The sequence below is a fragment of the Pseudomonas sp. LFS074 genome, from assembly GCF_047978165.1.
Classification (GTDB): domain Bacteria; phylum Pseudomonadota; class Gammaproteobacteria; order Pseudomonadales; family Pseudomonadaceae; genus Aquipseudomonas; species Aquipseudomonas putida_P.
In genome coordinates this window covers 2,915,704-2,939,912 of record NZ_JBFPFV010000001.1, presented here as the reverse complement: position 1 = coordinate 2,939,912, position 24,209 = coordinate 2,915,704, and the positions used below count along the sequence as shown (strand labels likewise).

18 protein-coding genes and 1 pseudogene are annotated in these 24,209 nt (G+C 55.7%); 9 read left to right on the top strand and 10 right to left on the bottom strand.

What is annotated here, in order from left to right:
• Positions 1-245: 245 nt before the first annotated feature.
• Both ACNQP3_RS13395 and ACNQP3_RS13390 read left to right on the top strand, forming a co-directional pair.
• Positions 246-827 (top strand): TetR/AcrR family transcriptional regulator, encoded by a 582-nt coding sequence (locus ACNQP3_RS13395; RefSeq protein ID WP_264317175.1) that lies wholly within the window; start codon positions 246-248, stop codon positions 825-827.
• On the top strand, positions 824-1,780 hold the full coding sequence (locus ACNQP3_RS13390; RefSeq protein ID WP_264317174.1) for a DMT family transporter: 957 nt from the start codon (positions 824-826) through the stop codon (positions 1,778-1,780). The genes ACNQP3_RS13395 and ACNQP3_RS13390 overlap by 4 nt, the downstream gene beginning before the upstream one ends.
• A 236-nt stretch (positions 1,781-2,016) precedes the next feature.
• Here ACNQP3_RS13390 and ACNQP3_RS13385 read toward each other — a convergent pair whose 3' ends face one another.
• The 10 genes from ACNQP3_RS13385 to ACNQP3_RS13340 form a co-directional block, all read right to left on the bottom strand.
• Entirely contained in the window at positions 2,017-3,426 is a 1,410-nt protein-coding gene (locus ACNQP3_RS13385) for an amino acid permease (protein ID WP_264317173.1), read from the bottom strand.
• Between the two features lie 223 nt (positions 3,427-3,649).
• A complete protein-coding gene (locus ACNQP3_RS13380; protein WP_128610689.1) occupies positions 3,650-4,501 on the bottom strand; it encodes a DMT family transporter in 852 nt (283 codons plus the stop codon).
• 62 nt (positions 4,502-4,563) lie between these two features.
• Positions 4,564-5,286, bottom strand: coding sequence for a haloacid dehalogenase type II (locus tag ACNQP3_RS13375; protein WP_063427169.1), 723 nt, complete (start codon positions 5,284-5,286; stop codon positions 4,564-4,566).
• 68 nt (positions 5,287-5,354) lie between these two features.
• Positions 5,355-5,684, bottom strand: coding sequence for a tRNA-binding protein (locus tag ACNQP3_RS13370; RefSeq protein ID WP_264317172.1), 330 nt, complete (start codon positions 5,682-5,684; stop codon positions 5,355-5,357).
• Positions 5,685-5,730: 46 nt separating this feature from the next.
• Positions 5,731-7,014: a 4-aminobutyrate--2-oxoglutarate transaminase gene (gene gabT / locus ACNQP3_RS13365; protein ID WP_063427173.1), complete on the bottom strand. Its 1,284-nt coding sequence runs from the start codon at positions 7,012-7,014 to the stop codon at positions 5,731-5,733.
• Between the two features lie 246 nt (positions 7,015-7,260).
• Entirely contained in the window at positions 7,261-8,688 is a 1,428-nt protein-coding gene (gabP, locus tag ACNQP3_RS13360; RefSeq protein WP_063427174.1) for a GABA permease, read from the bottom strand.
• Positions 8,689-8,906: 218 nt separating this feature from the next.
• On the bottom strand, positions 8,907-9,356 hold the full coding sequence (locus ACNQP3_RS13355; protein WP_128610691.1) for a hypothetical protein: 450 nt from the start codon (positions 9,354-9,356) through the stop codon (positions 8,907-8,909).
• A 133-nt stretch (positions 9,357-9,489) separates the two neighbouring features.
• Complete coding sequence (locus tag ACNQP3_RS13350) at positions 9,490-11,052, bottom strand: PucR family transcriptional regulator (protein ID WP_264317171.1); 1,563 nt, start codon at positions 11,050-11,052, stop codon at positions 9,490-9,492.
• A 105-nt stretch (positions 11,053-11,157) separates the two neighbouring features.
• Complete coding sequence (locus ACNQP3_RS13345; protein WP_264317293.1) at positions 11,158-14,064, bottom strand: FAD-binding and (Fe-S)-binding domain-containing protein; 2,907 nt, start codon at positions 14,062-14,064, stop codon at positions 11,158-11,160.
• Positions 14,065-14,308: 244 nt separating this feature from the next.
• Positions 14,309-15,553: an MFS transporter gene (locus tag ACNQP3_RS13340; protein ID WP_264317292.1), complete on the bottom strand. Its 1,245-nt coding sequence runs from the start codon at positions 15,551-15,553 to the stop codon at positions 14,309-14,311.
• Between the two features lie 471 nt (positions 15,554-16,024).
• On the opposite strand from ACNQP3_RS13340, the gene ACNQP3_RS13335 reads away from it, so the two are divergent.
• The 7 genes and pseudogenes from ACNQP3_RS13335 to ACNQP3_RS13305 all read left to right on the top strand — a co-directional run bounded on the left by ACNQP3_RS13335 (position 16,025) and on the right by ACNQP3_RS13305 (position 24,165).
• Complete coding sequence (locus ACNQP3_RS13335; RefSeq protein WP_264317170.1) at positions 16,025-17,698, top strand: amidohydrolase family protein; 1,674 nt, start codon at positions 16,025-16,027, stop codon at positions 17,696-17,698.
• A gap of 9 nt (positions 17,699-17,707) precedes the next feature.
• Entirely contained in the window at positions 17,708-18,688 is a 981-nt protein-coding gene (locus ACNQP3_RS13330; protein WP_264317169.1) for a CobW family GTP-binding protein, read from the top strand.
• A 516-nt stretch (positions 18,689-19,204) separates the two neighbouring features.
• Positions 19,205-20,320 carry a branched-chain amino acid ABC transporter substrate-binding protein gene (locus tag ACNQP3_RS13325; RefSeq protein WP_264317168.1) on the top strand — a complete coding sequence of 372 codons (1,116 nt, stop codon included), beginning with the start codon at positions 19,205-19,207 and terminating at the stop codon, positions 20,318-20,320.
• A gap of 66 nt (positions 20,321-20,386) precedes the next feature.
• Entirely contained in the window at positions 20,387-21,298 is a 912-nt protein-coding gene (locus ACNQP3_RS13320; RefSeq protein ID WP_413470054.1) for an ABC transporter permease subunit, read from the top strand.
• Positions 21,299-21,314: 16 nt separating this feature from the next.
• Positions 21,315-22,583: pseudogene (gene livM, locus ACNQP3_RS13315) on the top strand (high-affinity branched-chain amino acid ABC transporter permease LivM).
• On the top strand, positions 22,580-23,452 hold the full coding sequence (locus ACNQP3_RS13310) for an ABC transporter ATP-binding protein (RefSeq protein WP_264317167.1): 873 nt from the start codon (positions 22,580-22,582) through the stop codon (positions 23,450-23,452). Before livM ends, ACNQP3_RS13310 begins: the two are co-directional and overlap by 4 nt.
• The gene (locus ACNQP3_RS13305; protein WP_264317166.1) at positions 23,449-24,165 is read left to right on the top strand and encodes an ABC transporter ATP-binding protein; all 717 of its coding nucleotides are present in this window, start codon (positions 23,449-23,451) and stop codon (positions 24,163-24,165) included. The genes ACNQP3_RS13310 and ACNQP3_RS13305 overlap by 4 nt, the downstream gene beginning before the upstream one ends.
• Positions 24,166-24,209 lie beyond the last annotated feature (44 nt).

Sequence of the window (24,209 nt, the reverse complement as noted above, 5' to 3'; positions counted from 1 at the left end):
TTGTTCTGATGACCATCCTATTCAACGAGCTGCTTACCATCCACCTACCCGAAATAGGATGAATTGGGTCAAATTAAGCACCCGAAATAGCAGGTCATGAATCAGAGCCACCGCTGCGAAAATGCTTACCGCTTTGCTCGAGTAGCGTTGACTGGCTGAGAGAACGCCAAGGACTGCTCGTCTGGTCGCCGTGTACAGGGCCTCGAAAATAGGTAGACTGGTCTACCTAATTTGGAGTCCATGATTTGCCACCCCTCAAGCAAAAAGCTGCGAGAGACCGCCTTCTCGAAGCTGCAGCAACGCTGTTCTACAACGACGGAATCACTGCTACTGGTATCGACACAATTACGGCCAAGGCCGGTGTCGCCAAGATGAGCCTGTACAACAACTTCTCCTCCAAAGCCGACCTGGTCGCAGCCTTCATCGAAGCCAGGCACGCCGAATGGTTAGCGCTTTATGACGCCCGGATCCAGAACGCGCAAACCCCTCGCGACAGAATTCTCGCGGTATTCGACGCATACGCCGACCACGCAAACTGCGCCTACGAGCGCGGCTTCCGCGGATGCGGCCTGCTCAATGCAGCGGCAGAACTCCCTGTCGGCGATGTTGGTCGCACCGCAGTAAAGCGCCACAAAGAGCATGTCGAGCAGTTGATGCAGCTGCACTTGGCCGAGATGGGGATTACCGACACACAGGCGATCGATGACATCGCGTCTCACCTGTCGTTTCTTCTCGAGGGCTCGATGTCCCGTGCAGGCCTTGAAGGAAACGATGCACGAGTACAACAAGCGCGGCGAATAGCTGCCTCGATTCTGGAGGCGGTATGACCGGGCACGCATTATCAGCCGCCAAGAATAGGACTGTTGGTGTCATTTTTGTCCTGGTGGCATCTGTGCTCTGGGGAACAACCGGTACCGCTGCGACCTTTGCCCCCAGTGTCAGCCCTCTGGCGATTGGTGCTGCGGCGATGGGACTGGGCGGCCTGCTGCAGATGGTAATTGCCCTGCGGCCCATTGCTGCTGATTGGGCCAAACTCAGCGCCCAGTGCGCTTACGTCTTCATTGGCGCGGCGGCGGTAGCTATTTACCCCCTCGCCTTCTACACCTCGATGCACCTCGCAGGCGTAACCATTGGCACTGTGGTCACCATTGGTTCCGCACCGCTGCTGAGCGCGGTGATCGAACGAATGTTTGACTGCAAACCCCTCTCCAGGCGCTGGGCTCTCGGCGCAACACTCGGCCTTCTGGGCACTATTTTGCTGTGCATGGCCAAGGCACACGGCCACTCCGACGATGCCATTGGCGAGTCGGGAGTTCGCAGTCTGTTTGGAATTCTATTGGGGCTCGTCGCCGGCACGACCTATGCGCTCTATTCCTGGACAGCTCACCGGCTTATCCAGCACGGCATCTCATCAGACGCGGCCATGGGCACCACCTTTGGCTTAGGAGGACTTGTCTTGCTGCCGGTGCTGCTAGTGACGGGGGCTCCCTTGGTAGAAAGCTGGACGAACGCGGCTGTGGGCTTATACATGATCCTCATCCCGATGGGGCTCGGATACGTCCTATTTGGCAAAGGCCTCGCCAGAATCGCAGCAAGCACTGCTACAACGCTATCGCTGATTGAACCTGTGGTGGCGGCAGTCTTAGCCGCGATGATCGTGCGCGAACAGCTTCCACTAATGGGCTGGGTTGGCGCAGCCCTGATTGTAAGTTATCTATACATCTTAGTGCAGCCCGAAAAGCAAGCCGATACAGCGATTCGGCCTGCAAGTGCAGCCTGAATAAGATCACTCCGAAAATCGTGTTTCCTCTTGCCCTTTTCGACTGATACTCACGCCCTAACATTGAGAAACCGACATCTGACATCACCGTTTCGGCGATGGTTTGTACTTGCTGAGTAGACAGGAAAATGCCCCCTCTCACTTCCATGATAGAGAGGGGGCAAGTCTGGTTACGCAATCTGTCACAGCAGTGTAGTGCTGGTCGATGGGAGCAACCCTGCTGACCAAAGAAACCTTCAGCTACGCCGGGCACGTCGCGCCTGATGAAGCATACCGATCAGGGCCAACGCCACCCCTGCCCCACCTGTCGATACAACCAACACCTGATACTCAGGCATGAATGACATAGCCGCAAGACATACGACAATAAAGACGATCACCCCCCACGTCAGCCAAGGATAGAGCCACATCCTGAGGGGGATGTCCCGACCAACTTGATCGAGCTTGCGGCGCATCTTGAGTTGGGAGCATGCGATTACCAAATACACCAACAGTGCGATGGTTCCTGTCATATTCATGAGGGTGTCCAGTACGTCTTTAGGACGCAGGGTCTCACTGAAATTGATCAGTGCCAGCACCACCGCAACGGCACATGAACCAATGATGGCGTACACAGGTATGCCGGTCTCCGGCTTGATGACCTTGAAGATCGACGGAGCGTCACCACGGGTTGCCAAGGAGAAGAGCATCCGCGACGCGGTGTAGTGGGCAGAAATCAGGCAGCTACTGACAGAGGTCAGTACAACGAAATTCATCAACAGCTCGGCGCCAGGAACGCCCAGCAGCTCGAGGGTACGACGGTAAGAGCCATAACCGGATTCGCCGAGCATTGGGTCATTCCATGGCACCAAGCACACGATTAGGAAAATCGATCCCACATAAAACAGACCAACCCGCCACACCACCGATTTAGTGGTTTTGATGATTTGCTGAGAAGGATTCTGCGATTCCGATGCCGCGATCGTCGCGATTTCCGCTCCGAGGAAAGCGAACATAACGCCCAGCATGGCACCCACGACCGGCTCTATTCCGTTGGGTACAAAGCCGTGTGCGGTCAAGTTTGTGATGCCCTTCACCTCTCCCGCAGTCCAGATATTCATGACAGCCAGACAGCAGACCACCAGGAAGCATACGATCGCCACAACCTTGATCAGAGCGAACCAGAACTCGAATTCGCCGTAGTTCTTCACGTTGAAGAAATTGATGCTGATCAGCCCAAGGGTCACCGCCAGGACAAACACGTTGACACTCACACCAGGGAACCATCCGTGCAGGATCTTACCGGCTACATAGGCCTCCCAAGCCATCAGGCTTACCCAGTAACCCCAGTAAAGCCAACCGATTGTAAAACCGGCCCAGCGCCCAATTGCTCGATCAGCGTAGGTGGAAAATGATCCAGAGTCAGGAGATGAAGTGGCCATTTCCCCAAGCATCCGCATGATCAGCATCATGAGGATACCGCCTACCAGAAAAGCCAGCACCGCCGCCGGGCCTGCGCTGTGAATCACGCTTCCCGATCCAACAAACAAGGATCCACCGATAACTCCAGCGATGGACATCATTGTCAGATGGCGTGATTTCAGCCCAGCCTTCAGACTACCCCTCGCCTTACTGTCTTCATCTAAATTAGTACTTGTAACATCCATCTTAAAAACCTCTGTTTATTTTAATTTCGCAGAGTTACTCACAGGCCTAATCAATGCTTTTCCGATTTTTTCGAGCCGCTCATCTCCCTCCCCTGTATGAATACGATCCCCATAAAAAAGCCCCCAGTGTGAGGGGGCAACGTACAACGACGGTAGAGACCAGAATCGAGTGACCATTTCAATTCATCTACCGGCTGAGCGAAACTTAAATCGTGAACGCTGATTATGCCTTTTTAGACATGATCATTGAGCAAACTACCAGAGCTGCTCCGACCCAGATATACCATTGCATGCCAACCTGGAGGTAAAGCGCCAGGAAGGCAGTAGAAAGAACAGGCGTAGCGTAACTGAGAACAGCAACTTGCTCATGGCAAGCTTTCTTCATCGCATGATCCCAGACATAAAACGCTCCTCCCATCGGCCCAATGCCCATGTACAGAATCGCCCAAAACTCGCTCGTGGTGAGCGAGGGCCAGTCAGCACCCGCTCGATACAATGCCAAGCAAACTGCGCCAGAAACAATGCAGAAAAGACCGACAGACACGCTTTTTACATTCGGATATTGCTTTGCCAGCAAAGAGTACACAGCCCAGAGAATTGCTGACACGAACGCGAGGAGGTACCCCAGCCAACTGCCTGCACCTACGGCATGATCTGGGTTGCAGCTGATGATGGCACCCGCGAAGCCAATAGCACCAGCCAGTATTGACTTGGCCGTCAGCTTCCCAGTGGAAACAAACAACGGTGCCAATACAACTATCAGCACAGGCCACAGATAGTGCAGCAGGCTCACGCCGATAGGATCAGCCAGCTGGAGCGCATAAAAATAAATAAGGTGATAGGCAAGCATGCAAAGCGTGCCCCACACAAAAAGCCGCCGCGGCATGCGCCAGAGCTTGATCCACGGCAAGCCAATTACTCCGCCAATGAATAGCGCGGCACCCGTAATAAACATAGGAGAGACGTCGCTGCAAAATGTGACGCTGACAGCAAGCGTGCTCCATATGATCACCGCCAGAACAGCAGGGATCATCGCGGAATTTGATTTAACGGTTGAAGTCTCTAGAGCGCTCATAACAGCCAGATTCCGCACGACGGATAAAAAAACCGGCAGCCCTGAGGCTGCCGGCAATGGACTTAGCCCTTCAGCGCTTGCTTATGCGCTTCGGCCATTTCGCCCATGCTGTTGAAGCGGAAGTCCACATTCGGCATGCGCGACGGTACGTGGGTAGCGCCATAACCTTCTTTACCGTGGCGACGGTAAATCCAGGCCGAAACCAGGCCAGCGTCGTTGGCAGGGATGTGGTCGTGGTACAGGCTTTCTGCGGTGTGCAGAATGTCTTTCTTCTCGATGCCGGCCTTAGCGAGAGCGTCGATCATGTAGGTGAAGTTGTTCGGGTTCGGCTTGTACGAACCAACGTCCTGCGCGGTGATGATGTGGTCGAACTCAACGCCCAGTTTAGCGTTGCTCAGCTTGAACTCGTTGCGGTCGATGTTCGACAGAATGACCAGCTTGTAGTGCTTTTTCAGGTACTGCAGCGCTTCAACGGTATCTGGGAAGGCAGGCCAGTTCTTGACCGAAGTACCGAATTCTTCACGTTCGGCAGCGTCAGGTTCCAGGCCCCACTCTTTGGCGATACGGTCATAAACGGCACGCAGGATGTCCTGGTACAGAGCACCCGGGGTTTCAGTTTGCTGAGGCGACTCGTTGCGGCCAAACACTTCCAGCAGTTCGTCGGAAGTGAAGGTCTTGCCAGTGCGCTTGGCCAGAGGTTGCAGTGCGTTGACGATGCCGGTTTCCCAGTCGATCAGGGTGCCGTAGCAGTCGAAGGTCAGCGCTTTGAAGTCGGTCAGTTGCATCTTGGTATCCTACTTTTAGGTTTACTTGTTTTGGGTCAGTCGCCACACGCAAGCGCGGCGACCAGGGGTTAGAAAATTTTGCTTCCGAGGGTTACCGCGCGCTCGGTGGTCAGGTAAACGACTTCACCTGGCTCACGGTCTACGCCCAGCATCAACACCTCGGAGGTGAAGCCTGCAATCTTCCTTGAGCCCAGATTGACGGCGCAAACGACCTGCTTACCGACAAGTTCTTCGGGGCTGTAGAGCTTGGTGTACTGAGCGCTGGTGGTCTTCTCACCCAGCTCACCAAAATTGATCCAGAACTTATAAGCTGGCTTGTTTGCTTTTTCATTGAGCTCTACTCGCACGACTTCGCCGACACGAATATCAACCTCATTGAACGCTTCAAACGGGGTCATAACCACTCCAGAATAATTGCGGTGCTAAAACGATAGACCGTCAGGCTCAGGCCTTGGCGGCAACCAGCGCACGCTCAAACATACCCAGCGCCTCAGCAACATCCTGCTCGGAAATCACCAGAGGGCAGATGAAGCGAACGACGTTACGGTAGACGCCACACTTGATGACCAGCAGACCTTCTTCACGGGCAGCATCAATCACGCGCTGGGCAGTGGCGGCATCGGGCTCTTTGGTATCGCGATCGGTAACGAACTCTACGGCGGCCATGGCGCCGGTGGCACGTACGTGACCAATGCCCTTGAAACGACCTTCCAGAGGCTTGAAGCCCTCCAGGAGCTGCGCACCAATGGCGCGGCTGCGCTCGGTCAGGTTCTCGGACTCGAAAATCTTGATGACTTCCAGTGCTGCTGCGCAGCCCAGTGGGTTACCGCCGTAGGTACCACCCAGACCACCAGGCAGAGGTGCATCCATAATTGCGGCACGACCTACAACACCCGAGATGGGCAGACCACCGGCCAGGCTCTTGGCGACAGTTACCAGGTCAGGCTGGATGCCCGAGTGCTCGAAGCCAAACATTTTGCCAGTACGACCGAAGCCAGTCTGGATCTCGTCGCAAATCAGAACGATGCCCAGTTCTTCGGTTTTCTTGCGCAGAGCACGCATGAATTCAACCGGCGCTTGAATGAAACCACCGTCACCTTGAACAGGCTCGATGATGATCGCCGCAACACGGTCAGCAGCACACTGAGTGTCGAAGACTTCTTGCAGAGCAGCGAGTGCCTTCTCGGTGGTAACACCGCGGTACTCGTTCGGGTACGGAGCATGGTAGATGTCCGGCGCGTAAGGGCCGAAGTTCTGGCGATATGGCTGGCTCATGCCAGTCAGGGTCATCCCCATCAGGGTGCGACCATGGAAACCACCGCGGAAGGCAATCACGCCAGGGCGGTTGGTATGGGCGCGAGCGATCTTGATCGCGTTCTCAACAGCTTCAGCACCAGTGGTCAGGAACACTGACTTATAGTGCTCCGGGCCGCCCACCAGATTATTCAGCTTGGCAGCCAGATCGGTGTACTGATCGTAGGCGGCAACCTGGAAGCAGATGTGCGAGAAGGTGTCTAACTGCTTGCGTACCGCTTCGACGACACGTGGGTGATTGTGACCGACGTTCAGTACGCCGATACCACCTACGAAGTCCAGGTACTTCTTACCCTGGTCATCCCACAGGTAAGCACCTGCCGCACGGCTCACGGTGATGGGGTGAGCGACTGCAACGCCATTGGAAACGTGCTGGGTGCGGGGCGATACAGACAGTTTTTGTTGAGAAGACATGGCATTCACCTTTGTGTGTCAGTGTGGCAATGCTATCCAGCTCATAGCGCTCTAACTACGCAGATGAAATAGGACTACCGCACTGATTGATCCTACTTAATATAGGATTTTTGAGAGAAGGGATTTGAGTCAGACGGAGGACTGCAAGAGATCAGTGGCCAAGCGCTCCGCGAACGCCTGACCACTTGGAAAAAAGGCGGCACCACAAGGTAGCCACCTTTATCTCAAGTCAGAGTCGACGAGGCATCACCGCTCGGTTGCAACGGCGTCCCGCGACCAGCTGACAGGCTTGGAGCGGCGCTTGGTGTAAATACCCGTTGCGACGATCACTAGAGCGAGCACAGCGGTAGAAGCCACCTCACCCGTGTGCTTTGGAAGTGTCAGCATCAATGCCAGGGCACCGGTGATGAAGATGATCACCAACCAGGTCAGCCACGGATAAAGCCACATTTTGAAGCCGAGCTCGTGGCCGCTTGCGATCAATTGCTTGCGCATGCGCAGCTGCGACACCGCAATAACCAGATACACCAGCAACGCAACGGCGCCCGAGGTCGCCAGCAGGAATGCAAAGACACTCTCTGGTGCGAAGTAGTTGATCGCAGTGGTGAGGAAGCCAATAGCCGTACTGGCCAGAACGGCTTTACGCGGGACGTTTGAAACGGTCGTAATCTTTAAGCCCTGAGGTGCATCACCACGCTTGGCCAAGGAGAAGAGCATCCGGGAAGCGGTATAGATAGCCGAGTTCAGGCAGCTTGCTACTGCGACTAATACCACGATGTCGACGATCAGTTTTGCGTACGGAATCTGCAGAAGTTCGAGGGCACGCTGGTAGGAGCCTACTACTGACAACTGTGCATCGTTCCAAGGCACGATAGACACCACCATGAAGATGGAGACGATGTAGAAGATACCGATCCGCCAGATCACCGAGTTGGTCGCCCGCGCGATCTGCTGAGCAGGATTTTTGGACTCTGCTGCGGCAATGGTGACAATCTCAGTACCCATGAAGCTGAACATCGTAGTAAGCAGTGCGCCCAGAACCGGGCCGTATCCATTGGGTGCGAAACCACCGTTGGCATTCATCGTAGCGATGAATCCTTCCACTTCGCGACCTGGGAGACCTCCAACCAGAGCGACGGCAGCCAACACGATGAAGGCCATGATCGCGACCACCTTCGATAGCGCGAACCAGAACTCAAACTCACCGTACTTGGCGACACTGAACAGGTTGGACAAGGTCAGCAAGGCCGTGATGGCTAAAGCGAACGCCCACGTTTCAATGCCTGGGAACCAGGTATTTAGGATTGCCGCAGCCGCAATAGCCTCAAGCGGAATCACAAGCACCCAGAACCACCAGTAAAGCCAACCAATGGAAAAGCCAGCCCACTGACCAATAGCCCTGTTGGCATAGGTCGAGAATGAGCCGGTATCGGGTGATGCGACGGCCATTTCACCAAGCATGCGCATGACCAGCACCACGAGTGTGCCAGCAGCGAGGTAGGAAAGAAGCACTGCTGGGCCGGCTGCAGCGATCGCGTGACCGGAGCCAACAAACAAGCCTGCACCGATTACACCCGCAATCGAGAGCATGGTGACATGGCGCTGCTTTAACCCAGGGGCAAGGTTTGAGCCTTCAGCATTGGCTGAGCGGGCTGGAGGGGGTGTATGGGACATCTAGACAAGCCTCGAGTTATTATTAGGCAGGCAAACAATTTCTGTAACTGACTAATCGGCTGTTGCACGACCGGCAGGCCCAATCCGTGGGACTTATGGTCGGGCATTGAACCGGATCAGCAGCTGCAGGAACTACCTACTCGAGGAACGAATTCAAGACGCTTTTTTTCTCCCACCCCTATCAGATGGCCATACCTACCCAGGCCTACTCGACTGCTTTAGACTGCCGCCTTGGCACGTACTGCACTGGTTTGTTTATCCAGCAAAGTAATCAGGAAGGTGTCCAAAAGCGAACTCCCAACACCCCGCCCCGCCGCACTCAGGCCCACCATGGGAATTACGCCCATGTCAGTGAGCTCGGTCAGGACGCCCGCCAATTGCTGGGCCCGGTGCTTGTTATGGAACACCACGGCATCCACTAGCACTTGAGCAGCTAGCTCACTGCAACTGTCGAAGCACTTCTTCCACTCCGACATCAGTTTCGTCTGAGAAACCACCATGGAGGCGTAGCCTGTTCGGTAGACCTGGTCGCCGGGATAATCTCCTTTAGCGTTCGGAGGCTCCCCCACTGCTACCACTACCCGATTACCTGCAAGCTTCAAACTGACTGCTGCCCGAGCCAGATCCACCAACTCCTGTTGGATCACCTTCCCTTTCGGATCTATCAAGGTGCCTTCCGACTGTGACACCAGATGTAACCCACACGAGGTTTTCAAAACTCGCCTACTCACACTACCTCCCTCATTGTCGAATGAAGCGCAGCCCCTTTTCGAAGGCGAGTCTCAACTGACAAGCAAACGCTTATTTATCGTCGGCGGCCAACACATACATCTGTGCAGCCACCTGCAACTTGAACTTATCGTCCGGATTGTCCAACGAGATGCCCAGCATCGACTCAATGCGCTCAACCCGATACCGCAGCGTACTGATGTGGATATCAAGCGCCTTGGCAGTGTTGAGGAGTTGGAAGCCCTCCCGGGCCAGCGTCAGCACAGTGTCAATCAAGGCATTGCCACGCTTGGGGTTACCCAGCGGCTCAATGAGCTTCTCTATCAACAAGCGCCTGGCATCGGAATCCCCCATGAGCGCTCTTGGGAACAGCACCTCGTCAAAATCATGCAGCTTGCCGGGCTTGAGCAGTGGCAGGAGTGCCAATACGTCCTCCGCCCCTTGAGCCATTCCAGTGACACCCTGATGCACGCGACTGACCGCCATGGCACTGCCTTCGGTTCGTACCGACCTCCAAATAGCGTCAGGTGAGTTTTCTGATGGAAGCAGGAAACTCACCTGATTGAGCGAGACAGACATGAGTGGAGCAATACCCATGCCCTGCATCGTCTGAGCGATCCGGTCAGCAATCTTGGTACGCCGATTAAATCCCTCCACCGACAGGGGGATAGGTTCATTCAACAGCACCAGGCAAACGCGGTAGTTTCGGTTCTCCCCCCACCCGGACGCTTGCGCGCGCTCAATCGCGCTCGGTGTGGCCGAAAACTTCCCCTCCAGCAGGCCTGCCACGAAGGCATAACCCAGTCGAGTCTCCTGATCAGACAACTGTCGTTGGTACGTGAGGTGCAAAGCCGCGATGACTGCTGCATGCTCGAGCGCACGCGAATCCAACTCCTCAAAGTCAGCCTGCTCACTGTGCAACCAGACGACACCCATCACCTCGCCGCGAAGCCTGATGGCGCCCCCCAACCTCGGACGCTCCACCCCTTCAGTCACAACTTTTGGCGCGTTGGAGTCAAAGAAATCCGAAAGCGACTCAAGCTCTGTGATCTTTTTGACAAGCGCCCGCTCGACTGCCTCATCAATTCCAGAATCTGAGGCCCCTAAAACGGTGCCATCTACCGATACCACTGTTGCATTCTTGTCGAGAGCCGAATACAAGGCCTTCGCCAGCCCCTCAAGGTTGTTTCCCTCCAGAGCAGCCTCAGTCAAGGTACGATGAATGTGATCTGAACGACGGATCGTCTCGGCCTGAATGTTGATAATCCGAGCCAACACGTCATGCATGATTTCGCTGAACTGAATCTCCCACGGCAACTCGAGCAATGGCAGGTGACACCGGTTCGCTTCATCGATAGCAGCCTGAGTGAAGTGCTCTCGAAAATGCGGCACGGCAAGCACTACACCAGCCAAACCGATTTCGCTCAGCCGGCGCACCATAACCCGGCATTCCTCGTCATCAACCGGCCAGTTGTAGCCCGTAGTCAACAGAAGCTCGCCGGGCTTCAACCAATTGGTGATCTCAGGGTGATCGACGATGTGAACCCATGTGATTTCGCGATCCATGGCGGCTTCACCTGCCACCACCGTAGCCTCGCGTAACACTGTGTTTTCTATCGCTGCATCGAGCTTCATGACCTACCTATCCCACTCAAAAATAACAACACGACGGCATTCAATGGCTGCCAGGGCCGATCGACCATAGCAGCCAAACGGCTGAGAATGCCGCGTCTGGCACTACTAGCCCAGAATTTTGGCGAGATACTCAGCCAAGTGCATCGGTTCCCTGCCACTCACGTTCCGGATTTGTCCGCGGCAACTGAACCCATCAGCCACGACAGCCGCTTCCTGAGGGATCTTGTCGAGATGAGGCTTAAACTCTTTCTCACCGATGATTTTCGCAATCGGCGCGGTCTTGCTGTGGTAAGCGTAAGCGCCCGCCACGCCACAGCAACCTGCGGCAATCACCTGCCCTTTACCGCCCAGTTTCTCGAGGACGCCCTGCTCTCCCCCCATGCCGCCACACGATTTCTGGTGGCAGTGGCCATGAATGCGAACGTCCTCATCAATCGAAGGCAACTCAAGCCCACGCCCCTTGATGAACTCACTCAAGGTCATGATCGATTTCTCAAGCTTCTTGGCGCGCTGATCCGTTGGGAACAGGCCCGGCATCTCATCTCGGAACACCGACAAACAACTCGGCTCAAGCACGATGACCGGAAGGCCCTCGTCAAGTACCGGTTCCAGCTGATCAAGAATCTGCTCGAGGTTGGACTTGGCCTGATCAATCATCCCGACGTCGTAGTAAGGCCGACCGCAGCACACGTGGCGCTTCATCAATTTCACGGTAAAGCCCAGCGCTTCGAGAACCGTTACGCCGGCCTCAAGCACCTTGGGTGTGAATCCATTGTTGAAGCTGTCGACCCACAACAGCACCTCGGTGCCAGCGCTTGCCCTTTCATTCTTCAGGATGCGCTTGGCCGTGGCGCTGCTGCGGAAGCTCTTGGAGGCAATCTTCGGGAACTTGGCTTCACGCGCCAGACCGAAGTAAGTGCCAGCCGTACGCACCAGGGGATTACCCATGGCGTAATTGAGCACGGGCGAAAGCTTGGTTGCATGAGGCAACCATTCGCCGATACGCCCAATCATGGCGTCCATCACCGGACGACGCTTCTCGCTGTAGTAGCGATTGAGGAACTCCGTTTTGTACCTGGCAATGTTCACGTTGGTTGGGCAATCGGTCTTGCAGCCTTTGCAGCTCAAACACAGATCAAGGGAGTCTTTGACCTCCTCGTTCTGCCACGCATCCTCGATGACATCACCCTTCAGCAGCTCGAAGAACAACCGGGCACGACCGCGGGTGGAGTACTTCTCTTCTCGCGTAGCCCTGAAGCTTGGGCACATCGTGCCACCATCCAGCGAACGGCACTTGCCCATCCCGATGCAGCGCTCGGTCTCACGGGCGAGACCCTTGTCACCTAAACGGGCGTCGTAGGTGAATTGGCTCGGGATATCACGGCGCTCATAGTCCGGGCCCAATCGCAGGTTGGCATCCACAGGCATAGCGTGGATGAGCTTACCTGGGTTCATCTTGTTCAGCGGATCCCAGATAGCCTTGAATTCGGCAAAGGCATTCATGATCTCGTCGGAGTACATGATGCGCAGGTATTCGCCCTTCGCCTGGCCATCACCATGCTCACCGGAAAGCGAACCGCCGTAGCGCACAACCAGGTGAGCAGCCTCATCCAGGAAGGCGCGCCAGTTATCCAGGCCATCCTGCGACTTGAGGTCAAAGGTGATGCGCGAGTGGATGCAGCCGTCACCGAAGTGGCCATAAAGGTTCGTCTTGTAGCCATAGCTACTGACGATGGACTTGAATTCGCGAAGGTATTTGCCGAGGTGCTCGGGCTCCACCGCGGCGTCTTCCCAACCTACAACAGGATCAGGCTCATTCGGATCCAGGCCGAGAGATGTCGCCGACGCGCCCGTCTCACGAATAGTCCAGATTCGATTCATCAACCCCGCATCACTGACCAGCCGCACACTTGGGCGCCCCGGCAACTCCGGCGCAATGTCGACAGCCTTCTGCGCGAATGCAATCGCCTCCTCAGTCGACAGGGCACCAAACTCGATCATCAACCATGCGTTGCCAGCTGGCAGCTCTGCAATATCAGCGAGCTTCATTCCGCGGACTTTGAGGCCATCAATGATGCCGTCATCCAATCCTTCCATCGCGATAGGATTGAGGGGCAGCAGCTGAGGTACCGAGTCCGCGGCGTAGTAGATTTCTTCGTAACCCAGCACTACCAACACGCGATGCGTTGGGTTTTTCACCAGGATCGTTTCGGCCTGCAGGACGGTGACACAGGTGCCTTCTACACCCACCAGCGCACGAGCAATGTTGAAACCGTTTTCAGGCAGTAACTGATCAAGGTTGTAACCGGAGACGCGACGTTTGAGCTTTGGGAAACCTTCACGAATCTGCTCTTCGTTACGATCAACCAGCTCTTTGAGCGCGCGTACGATTTCCGCGCGACGACCACCGGCCTTCATGTGTTCTTGGTAAGCCACCTCATCAGTAGGGCCCACCCAGAACCGCTCGCCGTCATAGGTTAGGATTTCCAGGCGCTCGATGTTCTCGACCGTTTTGCCCGCCATGACCGAGTGTGCACCGCAGGAATTGTTGCCAATCATCCCACCCAACGTGCAACGGCTATGGGTAGCCGGATCAGGGCCAAAAGTCAGCCCTACCTTCGCAGCCTCACCCTTCAACTGGTCGCAAATCACACCTGGCTCAACCCTGGCCAGACGCCTTGCTGGGTCGATTTCATGAATGGCATGCAGGTATTTGGAAGCATCGATCACGACCGCTGCGTTCACAGCCTGGCCGCACATGGAGGTACCAGCGCCTCGCGGCAGGATCGGAATGCCAGCCTCCTTGCAGAGGCGCACCGTGGTCACGATATCGTCGACGCTCCTGGGAATCACGATCCCAATGGGTAATTGACGATAGTTCGAAGCTTCAGAGGCGTAGATTGCGCGAGTGGCGGCATCGAATCGAACCTCCGCCGACGTTTGAGCCTCAAGCTTGGAGCGCAGGTTCAACAAGAGGTTAAGGTCGAACGGGATAGGATTATTTTTTGTCATTTGGAGAAGCCTGGTCTCGATCATCAGCACGGGAACGCAACGGCTCTATTGGAGGCACCCAAGGTAGAGCGACGGACGTTAGATACTGTAAGCCGAGAGCGCATCTGGCTCTACCAACTCAGAATAGGAACAATTTGCCTATTTATCCTTCTTTGAGAAGGAAGAAACCATTCTGAAATTAGCTTCCTATCCGAAAATGCAAAAGCCCCAGATCGCCTGCTAGCGACCCGGGGCCTCCTAACGATCAGCGACGACCTGGCTGCCTGTAGCCAAGCAGGACACCCATCAGACTGAACGCAGCAGCAATCATCACATAGAAGGCCGGCGCAGTAACCGTGCCCGTCGCACTGATCAGCCAAGTCAGAATCAGCGAGGCGAATCCGCCGAAAGTCATTACCGCCAGGTTGTAGGCCAGCGACAGGCCAGTAGAAAGCACCTTGGCCGGGAACGTTTCAGACAGGGCAGCCAAGATCGGGCCGGTATAGACCGCAATCAGCACACCGAATACAGCCTGGAACACGCACAGCGTGTACAGCGATGGAGCGCTAGCGATCATGTTGAACATAGGCCAGGCCAACAGCAGCATCGCCGCGGACGCCCCCACCAACAAGTACTTACGGCCGATCTTGTCCGAGATCCACCCGGTAATTGGCGAGCAGAACGTGATCACCCCACCCCCAACCATTGCCGCAATGAACGATGCCGATTGCGGAAGCTTGAGCACCTTGACCGAATAGGTGGGCATGTAGAACAGAATCACATAGATGCACACCGTCCACAGCACGATCATGGAGAAGCTGGCAATTGCTTGCCAAGGATAATCACAAAGCACATCGCGCAATGGCGTCTCGGTCAGATCCGAGGACTCCTCGAACACAGGCGACTCATGCAGATTGCGACGAATGAAGTAGCCGATCGGGCCGATCAAGATGCCGAACAGGAAAGGAATACGCCACCCCCAGCTCTCGACCTCTTCAGGACTCAGACCCAAGGTGATACCGGTACCGAAGCACGCACCCAGCAGCACAGCGAAGCCGATACTGGTTTGAATCCAGCTGGAGTAGTAAGCCTTCTTGCCCTCTGGCGCCTGCTCGGTGAGGTAGGCGGTAGCAGCCCCCATTTCCCCACCTGCAGAAATGCCTTGTAGCAGACGGGCAAAGACAATCATGCACGGAGCCAGCAGACCCGCCTGCTCGTAGGTTGGCGCCAGGCCAATCATTGCGGTACCCACACCCATCAGAATGATGGTGAGCGACAGCGCACCCTTGCGACCGTAGCGGTCTGAGTAGATACCAATCAGAACACCACCTACGGGACGGACAAGGAAGCCCACACCAAAGGTTGCCGCCGAGAGCATCAATGACGTCAAGTCATCTCCGGTAGGGAAAAACAGTTTGCCGATGATGATGGCAAAAAAACCATACACCATGAAGTCAAACCACTCGAATCCATTCCCTAGAACAGTGGCGATGATGGCCTTGCGCCGCATCGCATTCGCATCCACTGCATGACCAACATCTAAACTTACTGCACTCATTTTCGGATCCCCTGAGCCTTCTATGAAAGCCGCGCTTTTGTCGTTGTAGTAGGGTTCGTTCATTGAGCGCCGCCCGAAGGCACCTTGCTACCGCAACAAAATAGGAATTTTGGCCTCAATTTTCCTATTTTCTCTATTTCTACCTGTCTGAAGACGGAAATAATCAGCCGCCTCTCGCATCTCAGCTACTAAGAAACGACATGCCTTCACGGATAGGATTAAAGCCGAGGGGTAACCCATCCAGCTGAATGATTCCAGCCGCGCTAACAGGCCAGTTGCGATGACCCTCACCGAGCCAGAACCATGGTGACACCCGCTTACCAGATGAGATTCAGGCCACTTTTCTTACTGCCCATCTGCCCAGGGTCGCTAAACACCGTAGCACCCGCCTGAGCGGCTCCGCGCCAGCATCTAGACTGCTGCGTGAGCCGCGATCAGCTCCAACAGCATCGGCGAACCGTCGAGTTGGTAATCATTAAAATAATAGGAGGCAATGTGAAGACGAGCTCTGCGACACCCATCGAGGTCGGCGAGGAGATGGTGGCAGGCTTCGCCAAGAAAGGCCTAGGCCAAGTCAAGCCTGCTACACGCAGCGAGCGCGGATTTGGGCCTTTCAATCGCCTGGTATTGCGCGGCATTACGGTCATCGACGGCACCGGAGCTCCGCCTTGGGGCCCTGCCGACATCGTTGTAGAAAACGGCCTCATTACCGAAATCGCCGCTGTCGGCGTCCCCGGCTTACCCATAAACCCCGAACGCCGCCCTGCCAAAGGCGTGCACGAAATTGACTGCCACGGCAAATTCGCCACGCCCGGCTTCATCGACTGCCACGCCCACATCGGCACACCATTCCACGCCGAGAGCGGAGAGATGCTGCCTGCCGACTACGTCTACAAGCTGTGGCTCGCTCATGGCGTCACCTCGGTCAGGGAAGCAGGCTGCATGAATGGCCTGGCCTGGACATGCGAGCAGCAGAAGTCGGCTGCTGAGTATGCAATCGATGCCCCCAACCTCTACCCATACGTCTACTTCCCGGCGGTCAACGACTACCTGAAGGTGATCTACAACCCGGAACAGGGGCGCGAGTGGCTTCGCCAGGTTCGAGATAAAGGTGCGTGTGGTGTGAAATTCTTTGGCTCTCCTCCCGCGATCATGGAGGCCGCCCTGGATGAATGTAAAAAACTCGGCCTCAAGACGTGCTGCCACCACGCTCAGCTGTCCGTTGGACGAATGAATGCGCTAAAAACCGCCAAGTGGGGCCTGACCAGCACCGAACACTCCTACGGCCTGCCTGAGGCGCTGATGGAAGGCAGCACGTTGCAGTTCATCGATGATGACTACAACTACAACGACGAATACATTCGTTTTGCTACTGCCGGTAGAACCTTCCTTCAGGCAACCAAGCCTGGCAGCCAGAAGTGGAATGAGGTTCTCGAAGCATTCCTGGAGGTGGGTCACACGTTCGTTCCCACCATGAACGTTTATGACAGCAACCGGGATGTGATGAGAGCCCGCCGCGCTGACTGGCATGATGCGTACACCGATAGCACCTCCTGGAACTACTTCCAGCCCCAGCGCGGTGGCCATGGCGCATACTTCTTCCGCTGGTCGACCAAAAACGAACTGGAATGGAAGGAAAGCTTCAGGATCTGGATGCAGTTCCTGAATGAGTACAAAAATCGCGGCGGACGCGTTTGCCCAGGAAGCGACTCCGGCTTCATGTTCCAAGTGTACGGCTTCGGCTACGTGCGAGAGCTTGAGCTTCTGCAAGAGGCAGGCTTCAGCCCACAAGAGATGCTGCGCGCAGCAACGTTGCAGGGCGCCGAATTACTCGGCATCGAGCACAAGACCGGCACACTTGAAGTCGGAAAGGAAGCGGATATCCTCATCCACAATCAAAACCCCATGACTGACTTCAAGCTGCTCTACGGTACCGGTGCTGTTCGACTTAACGATGAGACCAATGTCGCCGAACGTAAGCGCTGCCTTGAATTCACCATCAAAGGGGGTGTGGTATTCGATACGGAGGAGTTGCTCAGCGATGTTCGTCAGATGGTTGGCGAAACCTGGAGCGACGATCAAAGACCTCGCGCGTAGGAGATGACCATGATCCCTCCGTCACGAGGTATCGACTTCTTTATTTTGACCGGCCCATTGGGTAGCGGCAAAACGACCTTGCTAGAGCAGCTCCTCCATCAGGAGGAGTCAGGCAGCGGCACTGCAGTCATCGTCAACGAAGCCGGCGTCGTCAATATTGACGGCGCTGTACTCGTTGAGTCAGCAAATGGCTTGGTCATCGAAACGCTCAGCAATGGGTGCGTATGCTGCAGCCTTGGAAACGATCTGGTTTCGACCGTGCAAGACCTGATCGAAACCAGGGCCAGGATGGATCTCCCGCCGTTTGATCACATCATCCTTGAGTGCAGCGGTCTATCCATGCCTGGCGAGGTGGTGAGATCACTGGCGGGCCTGGCACACCTACAAATGGCCGTCTCAATAATATGCGCATACGACTGCACCCATCCGCCACTCGGAGGGACGCAGCTTTCTGCTGCGGCTGCACAGTTGAGTGCAGCCCAAACCGTAGTGCTCACCAAGATTGATGAGGTCGATCAAAAGATGGTGAGCGATGCCCGGTCGAAGGTGGAGTACATCAATCCCTTCGCAACGATCGTCGAGGAGTTATCGCAGTCGGTGCGGAGCGAGAAAGCATTTGCAGCCGCATCGCATCGCCCCCTGGATGAGCCACTCCCCCAACGCAAGTTGATGCTCGCCACGGCTCATCCGCGAATCCATGTCTACCAGGCACGGCTCAGCGAACCAGATCCGGGTGACGCTATCGATTGGCTGGAGAACATCACAGGCTGCCTGGGCGAAAAACTCCTCAGGTGCAAAGCTTTGATATCAACGCCAGAACGCGATCTGCTGATGCAAACGGTCGGCACCGCGTTCTCTGCACCTCGCTTGCTGCGCCGGCAGCCCGAAGGAAACTCCGTGGCGATCTTCATCACCCTGGATTGCAACCTGGACGACCTTACGCAGATCCCCTGCGCATTCAGCGTCAGCTGGTTAGAAGAAGCGCGATAACCGGACGTGGCTCCTAGCCCTGCGCTTTGGAGCCTCTCCAACCCCCAGCCTCGCAGCTCGTGCTACCTCCAGCACGCCCCACACTACGGCTGTCATTGCCACAACATCACTCGCCCACCACCTCCTATGACAAGGTGGAATTCAGCCGATTGAAAACCTATCCAATGTAGATAGCACGACTCAGTGATCGTCGTTAGCATTCAAAGAAAGTGAGCGATAAATGATCAGACCGGGCGTTAAAAATGCTTTAGACCGCCCAGTGTATTGAGGATAACTGAGCGCTCACAAACACTTATTTAACCAAGTCACAGAACAGGAACGTCAAACAAGGATAAACCAACTTTTTTTCAAAGGATGCCCTTCAAGCAAAGAACAATAAAAATTGATACATCAGATCTAAGACTCACCACTGCCAACGCCATTATCAGGACAGCCAATTCTAGTCGCCATTGAAACTATCAATGCGCCTACCGCTGCCTGAACGAACAACAAAGTCAATAATAACGAGGCAAGAGCATGAAAAAGATCTTCAAGGCATCAACCGCCCTTCCCGCCGCCATTTCCATGGCCCTCTCCATGACCGCCGTGGCCGACATCAAAATTGGTGTCGGCGCGCCATTGACTGGGCCAAACGCGGCCTTCGGTGAACAAATCTGGCGCGGCGCGGAACAAGCTGCCAAGGACATCAACGCTAAAGGCGGAGTCAATGGTCAGCAGATTGTCCTGGTTAAAGGGGATGATGCGTGCGAACCCAAACAAGCTGTCGCCGCAGCCAACCAGATGGTGGACAGCGCCAAAGTCGTCGCGGTAATCGGCCACTACTGCTCCTCCTCCACGATTCCTGCCTCTGAAATCTATGACGAAGCCCAGATCGTCACTATTACTCCCGCCTCCTCGGCACCTAGCATCACTGAACGCGGATTGGTTGGCGTATTCCGCATGGCCGGTCGCGACGATCAGCAAGGACAGGTAGCAGCTGACTACATCGCCAAGAATCTAAAGGCGAAAACCGTCGCCGTAATTCACGACAAAGACACTTTCGGTCAAGGCGTAGCAGACACCACGAAGGCCTCGCTGAAGGCCGAAGGTGTGGAGACTGTGTTGTATGAAGGCCTGACTCGCGGGGAGAAGGACTTCAACGCCGTAGTCACCAAGATTCGCTCCTCGAAAGCCGACGCGGTGTACTTCGGCGGGTGCCACCCAGAAGCTGGCCCGCTGGTACGCCAGATGCGCGAACAAGGTGTCACCATCCCCTTCGTGACCACCGACTGCACCGTTACCGACCAGCTCGTCACAACTGCTGGGGGCAAGAAATACACTGACGGCGTGCTCATGACCTTCTACCCGGATCCACGCAACCTGGATTCCGGCAAGGCCGTGGTCAAGGAATTCCGGGATGCTGGGTATGAGCCTGAGAGCTACACCCTCTTCTCTTACGCCTCTCTTCAAGCGCTGGCCGCAGCGTTCAGTGCAACTGGCGGCACCGATGGAAACAAGGCGAGTGAATGGCTGAAATCCCACTCGGTCGACACTGTCCTCGGTAACAAAAGCTGGAACGCCAAAGGTGATCTCAAAGAGTCCCCGTACGTGATGTACAAATGGGACGCAGACGGGAAATTCGGTCAGCTCTGACGAAACCTTAGCAACGTGCAGGCTGACTCCAGCCTGCACCTCCTCCGCCCGTTTGGGGAAATTCTCGTGGACACATTCATTCAACAGCTAGTCAATGGACTAACGCTGGGCTCGGTCTATGGCCTGATCGCGATCGGCTACACCATGGTCTATGGCATCATCGGCATGATCAACTTCGCGCATGGCGAAGTGTATATGGTCTCCGCCTACCTGGCCGCCATCTCCATTGCCGTGCTGAGCTTCTTCGGTATCGACTCCTTCCCGCTGATCATTCTCGGCACCTTGATCTTCACCATCGTCGTAACCGGGGTCTACGGCCTGGCAATCGAACGCGTGGCCTACAAACCGCTGCGCAATTCTACGCGCCTCGCGCCGTTGATCTCTGCTATCGGCATTTCGCTCGTGCTGCAGAACTACGTGCAAATCAGCCAGGGGGCACGTCAACAGGGCGTTCCTACCCTGGTTGAAGGAACCCTTCGCTTCTCGGTCGGTGATGGTTTCGTAATGATCACCCATACCAAGCTATTCATCCTGGCAGCCGCCATTATCGGCATGCTCGCCCTCACCTTCGTGATCAAGAACACCCGCCTGGGCAGGATGTGCCGCGCCACTCAGCAAGACCGGAAAATGTCCCAGATTCTGGGCATCAACACTGACCGAGTGATCTCGTACGTGTTCGTCATCGGCGCCTCGATGGGCGCACTCGCGGGCGTGCTTATCACCCTCAACTACGGAACCTTCGACTTCTACGCAGGCTTCATCATTGGCATCAAGGCGTTCACGGCGGCGGTTCTTGGTGGCATTGGTTCACTGCCTGGCGCGATGCTGGGTGGTTTGATCCTGGGTGTCTCTGAAGCTCAGTTCTCCGGTGTGGTAAACGCTGACTACAAGGACGTGTTCAGTTTCTCCCTTCTCGTGATGATCCTCATCTTCCGCCCCCAAGGCCTCCTTGGCCGACCTCAAGTAACCAAGGTATGAAGCCGTGAGCGATAACATGAAAAGCATCGATATCAAGAAGGCCTTGATTGACACCGTACTGGCCGGGCTCGTCGCCTTGATCGTGTTCGGGCCAATCGTTGGTGTGGTTCTGCAAGGCTACGATTTCACCCCTCGTTTTGACCGCGTTGGTTGGCTTGTCGGAACGGTCATGGCGGGCCGACTTCTCCTGAGCCTATTCCTGCAGACAACTCCTGGGCGCTCGCTCATGGAGCGCTTCGATAGTGCCGGCAGCGGCGTTGGTGTCAAACCGCCAGGGCATGCATCCCACATGCGCTGAGTGTTGCCTGTGCTTGTGGTCATGGCATTGATCCTGCCGTTCTACGCAAACAAGTACCTGCTGACTGTCGTCATCCTGGGCCTCATTTACGTTCTGCTCGGTCTGGGTCTCAACATCGTGGTTGGTCTGGCCGGTCTGCTCGACCTGGGTTTCGTCGGCTTCTACGCGATCGGAGCCTACGGTCTCACGCTCGGCTACGAACACCTTGGCTTGGGCTTCTGGAGCATGCTGCCACTCGCTGCCTTGTTTGCAGCTTTTGCGGGAATGCTACTCGGATTCCCGGTGCTAAGAATGCATGGTGACTACCTGGCGATCGTCACCTTGGGGTTTGGGGAAATCATCAGGCTTGTGCTCACCAACTGGGTGTCGTTCACCAACGGCCCCAACGGCATGACTGCGCCCTCTCCTACCTTCTTCGGTCTTGAGTTCGCTCGACGTGCAAAGGATGGCGGTGTTCCCTACCACGAGTTCTTCGGGGTCACCTACAACTCGAATATGAAGTTCATCTTCATCTACACGGTACTGCTCCTGGTGGTTCTGTCCGTGCTGTACATCAAGCATCGTCTGACACGCATGCCTGTGGGCCGCGCCTGGGAAGCGCTTCGCGAGGATGAAATTGCGTGCCGCTCCATGGGCCTCAACCACGTTCTGGTGAAGTTGTCTGCGTTCATGATCGGCGCATCGACTGCCGGAATCGCGGGCGTCTTCTTCGCGACCTACCAGGGCTTTGTTAACCCCACCTCGTTCACCTTCTTCGAGTCAGCCCTGATTCTCGCCATCGTCGTACTGGGCGGCATGGGCTCTACCGTAGGCGTGGTGATCGCAGCATTCGTACTCACTATCGCACCTGAGTTGCTGCGCAGCTTTGCCGACTACCGCGTGCTGATGTTCGGCATCTTGATGGTACTCATGATGATTTGGCGCCCCCGCGGGCTGATTCGCATCAATCGCATCGGCATTGCACCACGCAAAGGAGTAGCCCCATGAAAGACAACATCCTCACCGTGGACAGTCTCATGATGCACTTCGGCGGCATCAAGGCACTCAACGATGTCAACTTCTCGATCAAGCGGCATTCGATTTCTGCGCTCATTGGCCCCAACGGCGCCGGCAAGACCACTGTCTTCAACTGCCTGACGGGCTTCTACTCAGCCACCGGCGGCAAAATCCTGCTCAACGCTCAAGGCAAGCAGACCGACGTCATCAAAGTATTGGGTGAGCCGTTCAAAGCTCAAGACTTCATCAACCCAGGCCAGTTTGGCTCGCGTGTCTGGTACAAGATGTTCGGCGGAACGCATCTGGTTAACCGTGCAGGGCTCGCGCGCACCTTCCAGAACATCCGGCTTTTCAAGGAAATGACCGTCCTGGAAAACCTGTTGGTCGCCCAGCACATGCTGGCTCAGCGCAACCTGCTGACCGGAATCCTGAATACCCCGGGCTATCGAAAAGCCGAGAGCAAGCTGCTCGATACAGCTTTCTACTGGCTGGAAGTGGTCGACCTAGTCGAGCACTGCAACAGGCTGGCAGGCGAACTTTCCTATGGCCAGCAGCGACGCCTGGAGATCGCTCGTGCGATGTGCACCGGCCCGGAACTGATCTGCCTCGACGAGCCTGCAGCGGGCTTGAACCCTGCTGAAACCATCGCCTTGAGCGGCATCATTCGCCGACTGCGCGATGACCATCAGCTCACCGTACTGTTGATTGAGCACGACATGGGCATGGTCATGAGCATCTCCGATCACATCATCGTGCTGGATCATGGGCTTGTCATCGCCCAAGGCACTCCGAGTGACATCAAGGATGACCAGAAGGTAATCGCAGCCTACCTCGGCGCGGAAGAGGAGGAAGTGGCATGAGCACCCAGATTCTGGCGTTCAAAGACGTAGACGTGCATTACGGGCCGATCAAGGCACTTCGCAAGGTCAATATGCACATCAACACGGGAGAAACGGTAAGCCTGATTGGCGCCAATGGCGCAGGCAAATCTACGCTCTTGATGTCGATCTTTGGCCAGCCTCGAGCAAGCAGCGGGCAGATTATTTATCAAGGCCAGGACATCACGCGCAAAAGCACGCATTTCGTTGCGTCCAATGGTATCGCTCAGTCACCCGAGGGCCGCCGCGTCTTCCCTGACATGACGGTTGAAGAAAACCTGTTAATGGGCACCATTCCGATCGGCATGAATCACGCCGAAGCAGATCGTGAGAGGATGTTTGATCTCTTCCCTCGCCTGCGTGAACGGCGTAATCAACGAGCAATGACGATGTCGGGCGGCGAACAGCAAATGCTGGCCATCGCGCGGGCTCTGATGAGCCGCCCCAAGCTTCTGCTGCTGGATGAGCCTTCATTGGGCTTGGCGCCGATCGTGGTGAAGCAGATCTTCTCCACACTCAGGGAGCTCGCAAAGTCCGGCATGACCATCTTCCTGGTCGAGCAGAATGCCAACCATGCCCTTCGCCTTAGCGATCGAGCCTATGTGATGGTGACAGGTGAAATCAGGATGACCGGGACAGGTGAGGAACTGCTGGGAAACAAGGAGGTACGGGAAGCGTACTTGGGCGGCCACTAAAATGACGAGGGAGGCTCATCAGAGCCTCTCTCTCCTCGAGACCG

Bases quoted from the DNA above. Each gene is read 5' to 3' on its own strand.
- ACNQP3_RS13390 (WP_264317174.1), top strand. From the start codon at position 824: ATGACCGGGCACGCATTATCAGCCGCCAAGAATAGGACTGTTGGTGTC.
- ACNQP3_RS13385 (WP_264317173.1), bottom strand. From the start codon at position 3,426: ATGGATGTTACAAGTACTAATTTAGATGAAGACAGTAAGGCGAGGGGT.
- ACNQP3_RS13380 (WP_128610689.1), bottom strand. From the start codon at position 4,501: ATGAGCGCTCTAGAGACTTCAACCGTTAAATCAAATTCCGCGATGATC.
- ACNQP3_RS13375 (WP_063427169.1), bottom strand. From the start codon at position 5,286: ATGCAACTGACCGACTTCAAAGCGCTGACCTTCGACTGCTACGGCACC.
- ACNQP3_RS13370 (WP_264317172.1), bottom strand. From the start codon at position 5,684: ATGACCCCGTTTGAAGCGTTCAATGAGGTTGATATTCGTGTCGGCGAA.
- gabT (WP_063427173.1), bottom strand. From the start codon at position 7,014: ATGTCTTCTCAACAAAAACTGTCTGTATCGCCCCGCACCCAGCACGTT.
- gabP (WP_063427174.1), bottom strand. From the start codon at position 8,688: ATGTCCCATACACCCCCTCCAGCCCGCTCAGCCAATGCTGAAGGCTCA.
- ACNQP3_RS13350 (WP_264317171.1), bottom strand. From the start codon at position 11,052: ATGAAGCTCGATGCAGCGATAGAAAACACAGTGTTACGCGAGGCTACG.
- ACNQP3_RS13345 (WP_264317293.1), bottom strand. From the start codon at position 14,064: ATGACAAAAAATAATCCTATCCCGTTCGACCTTAACCTCTTGTTGAAC.
- ACNQP3_RS13340 (WP_264317292.1), bottom strand. From the start codon at position 15,553: ATGCGGCGCAAGGCCATCATCGCCACTGTTCTAGGGAATGGATTCGAG.
- ACNQP3_RS13330 (WP_264317169.1), top strand. From the start codon at position 17,708: ATGATCCCTCCGTCACGAGGTATCGACTTCTTTATTTTGACCGGCCCA.
- ACNQP3_RS13325 (WP_264317168.1), top strand. From the start codon at position 19,205: ATGAAAAAGATCTTCAAGGCATCAACCGCCCTTCCCGCCGCCATTTCC.
- ACNQP3_RS13310 (WP_264317167.1), top strand. From the start codon at position 22,580: ATGAAAGACAACATCCTCACCGTGGACAGTCTCATGATGCACTTCGGC.
- ACNQP3_RS13305 (WP_264317166.1), top strand. From the start codon at position 23,449: ATGAGCACCCAGATTCTGGCGTTCAAAGACGTAGACGTGCATTACGGG.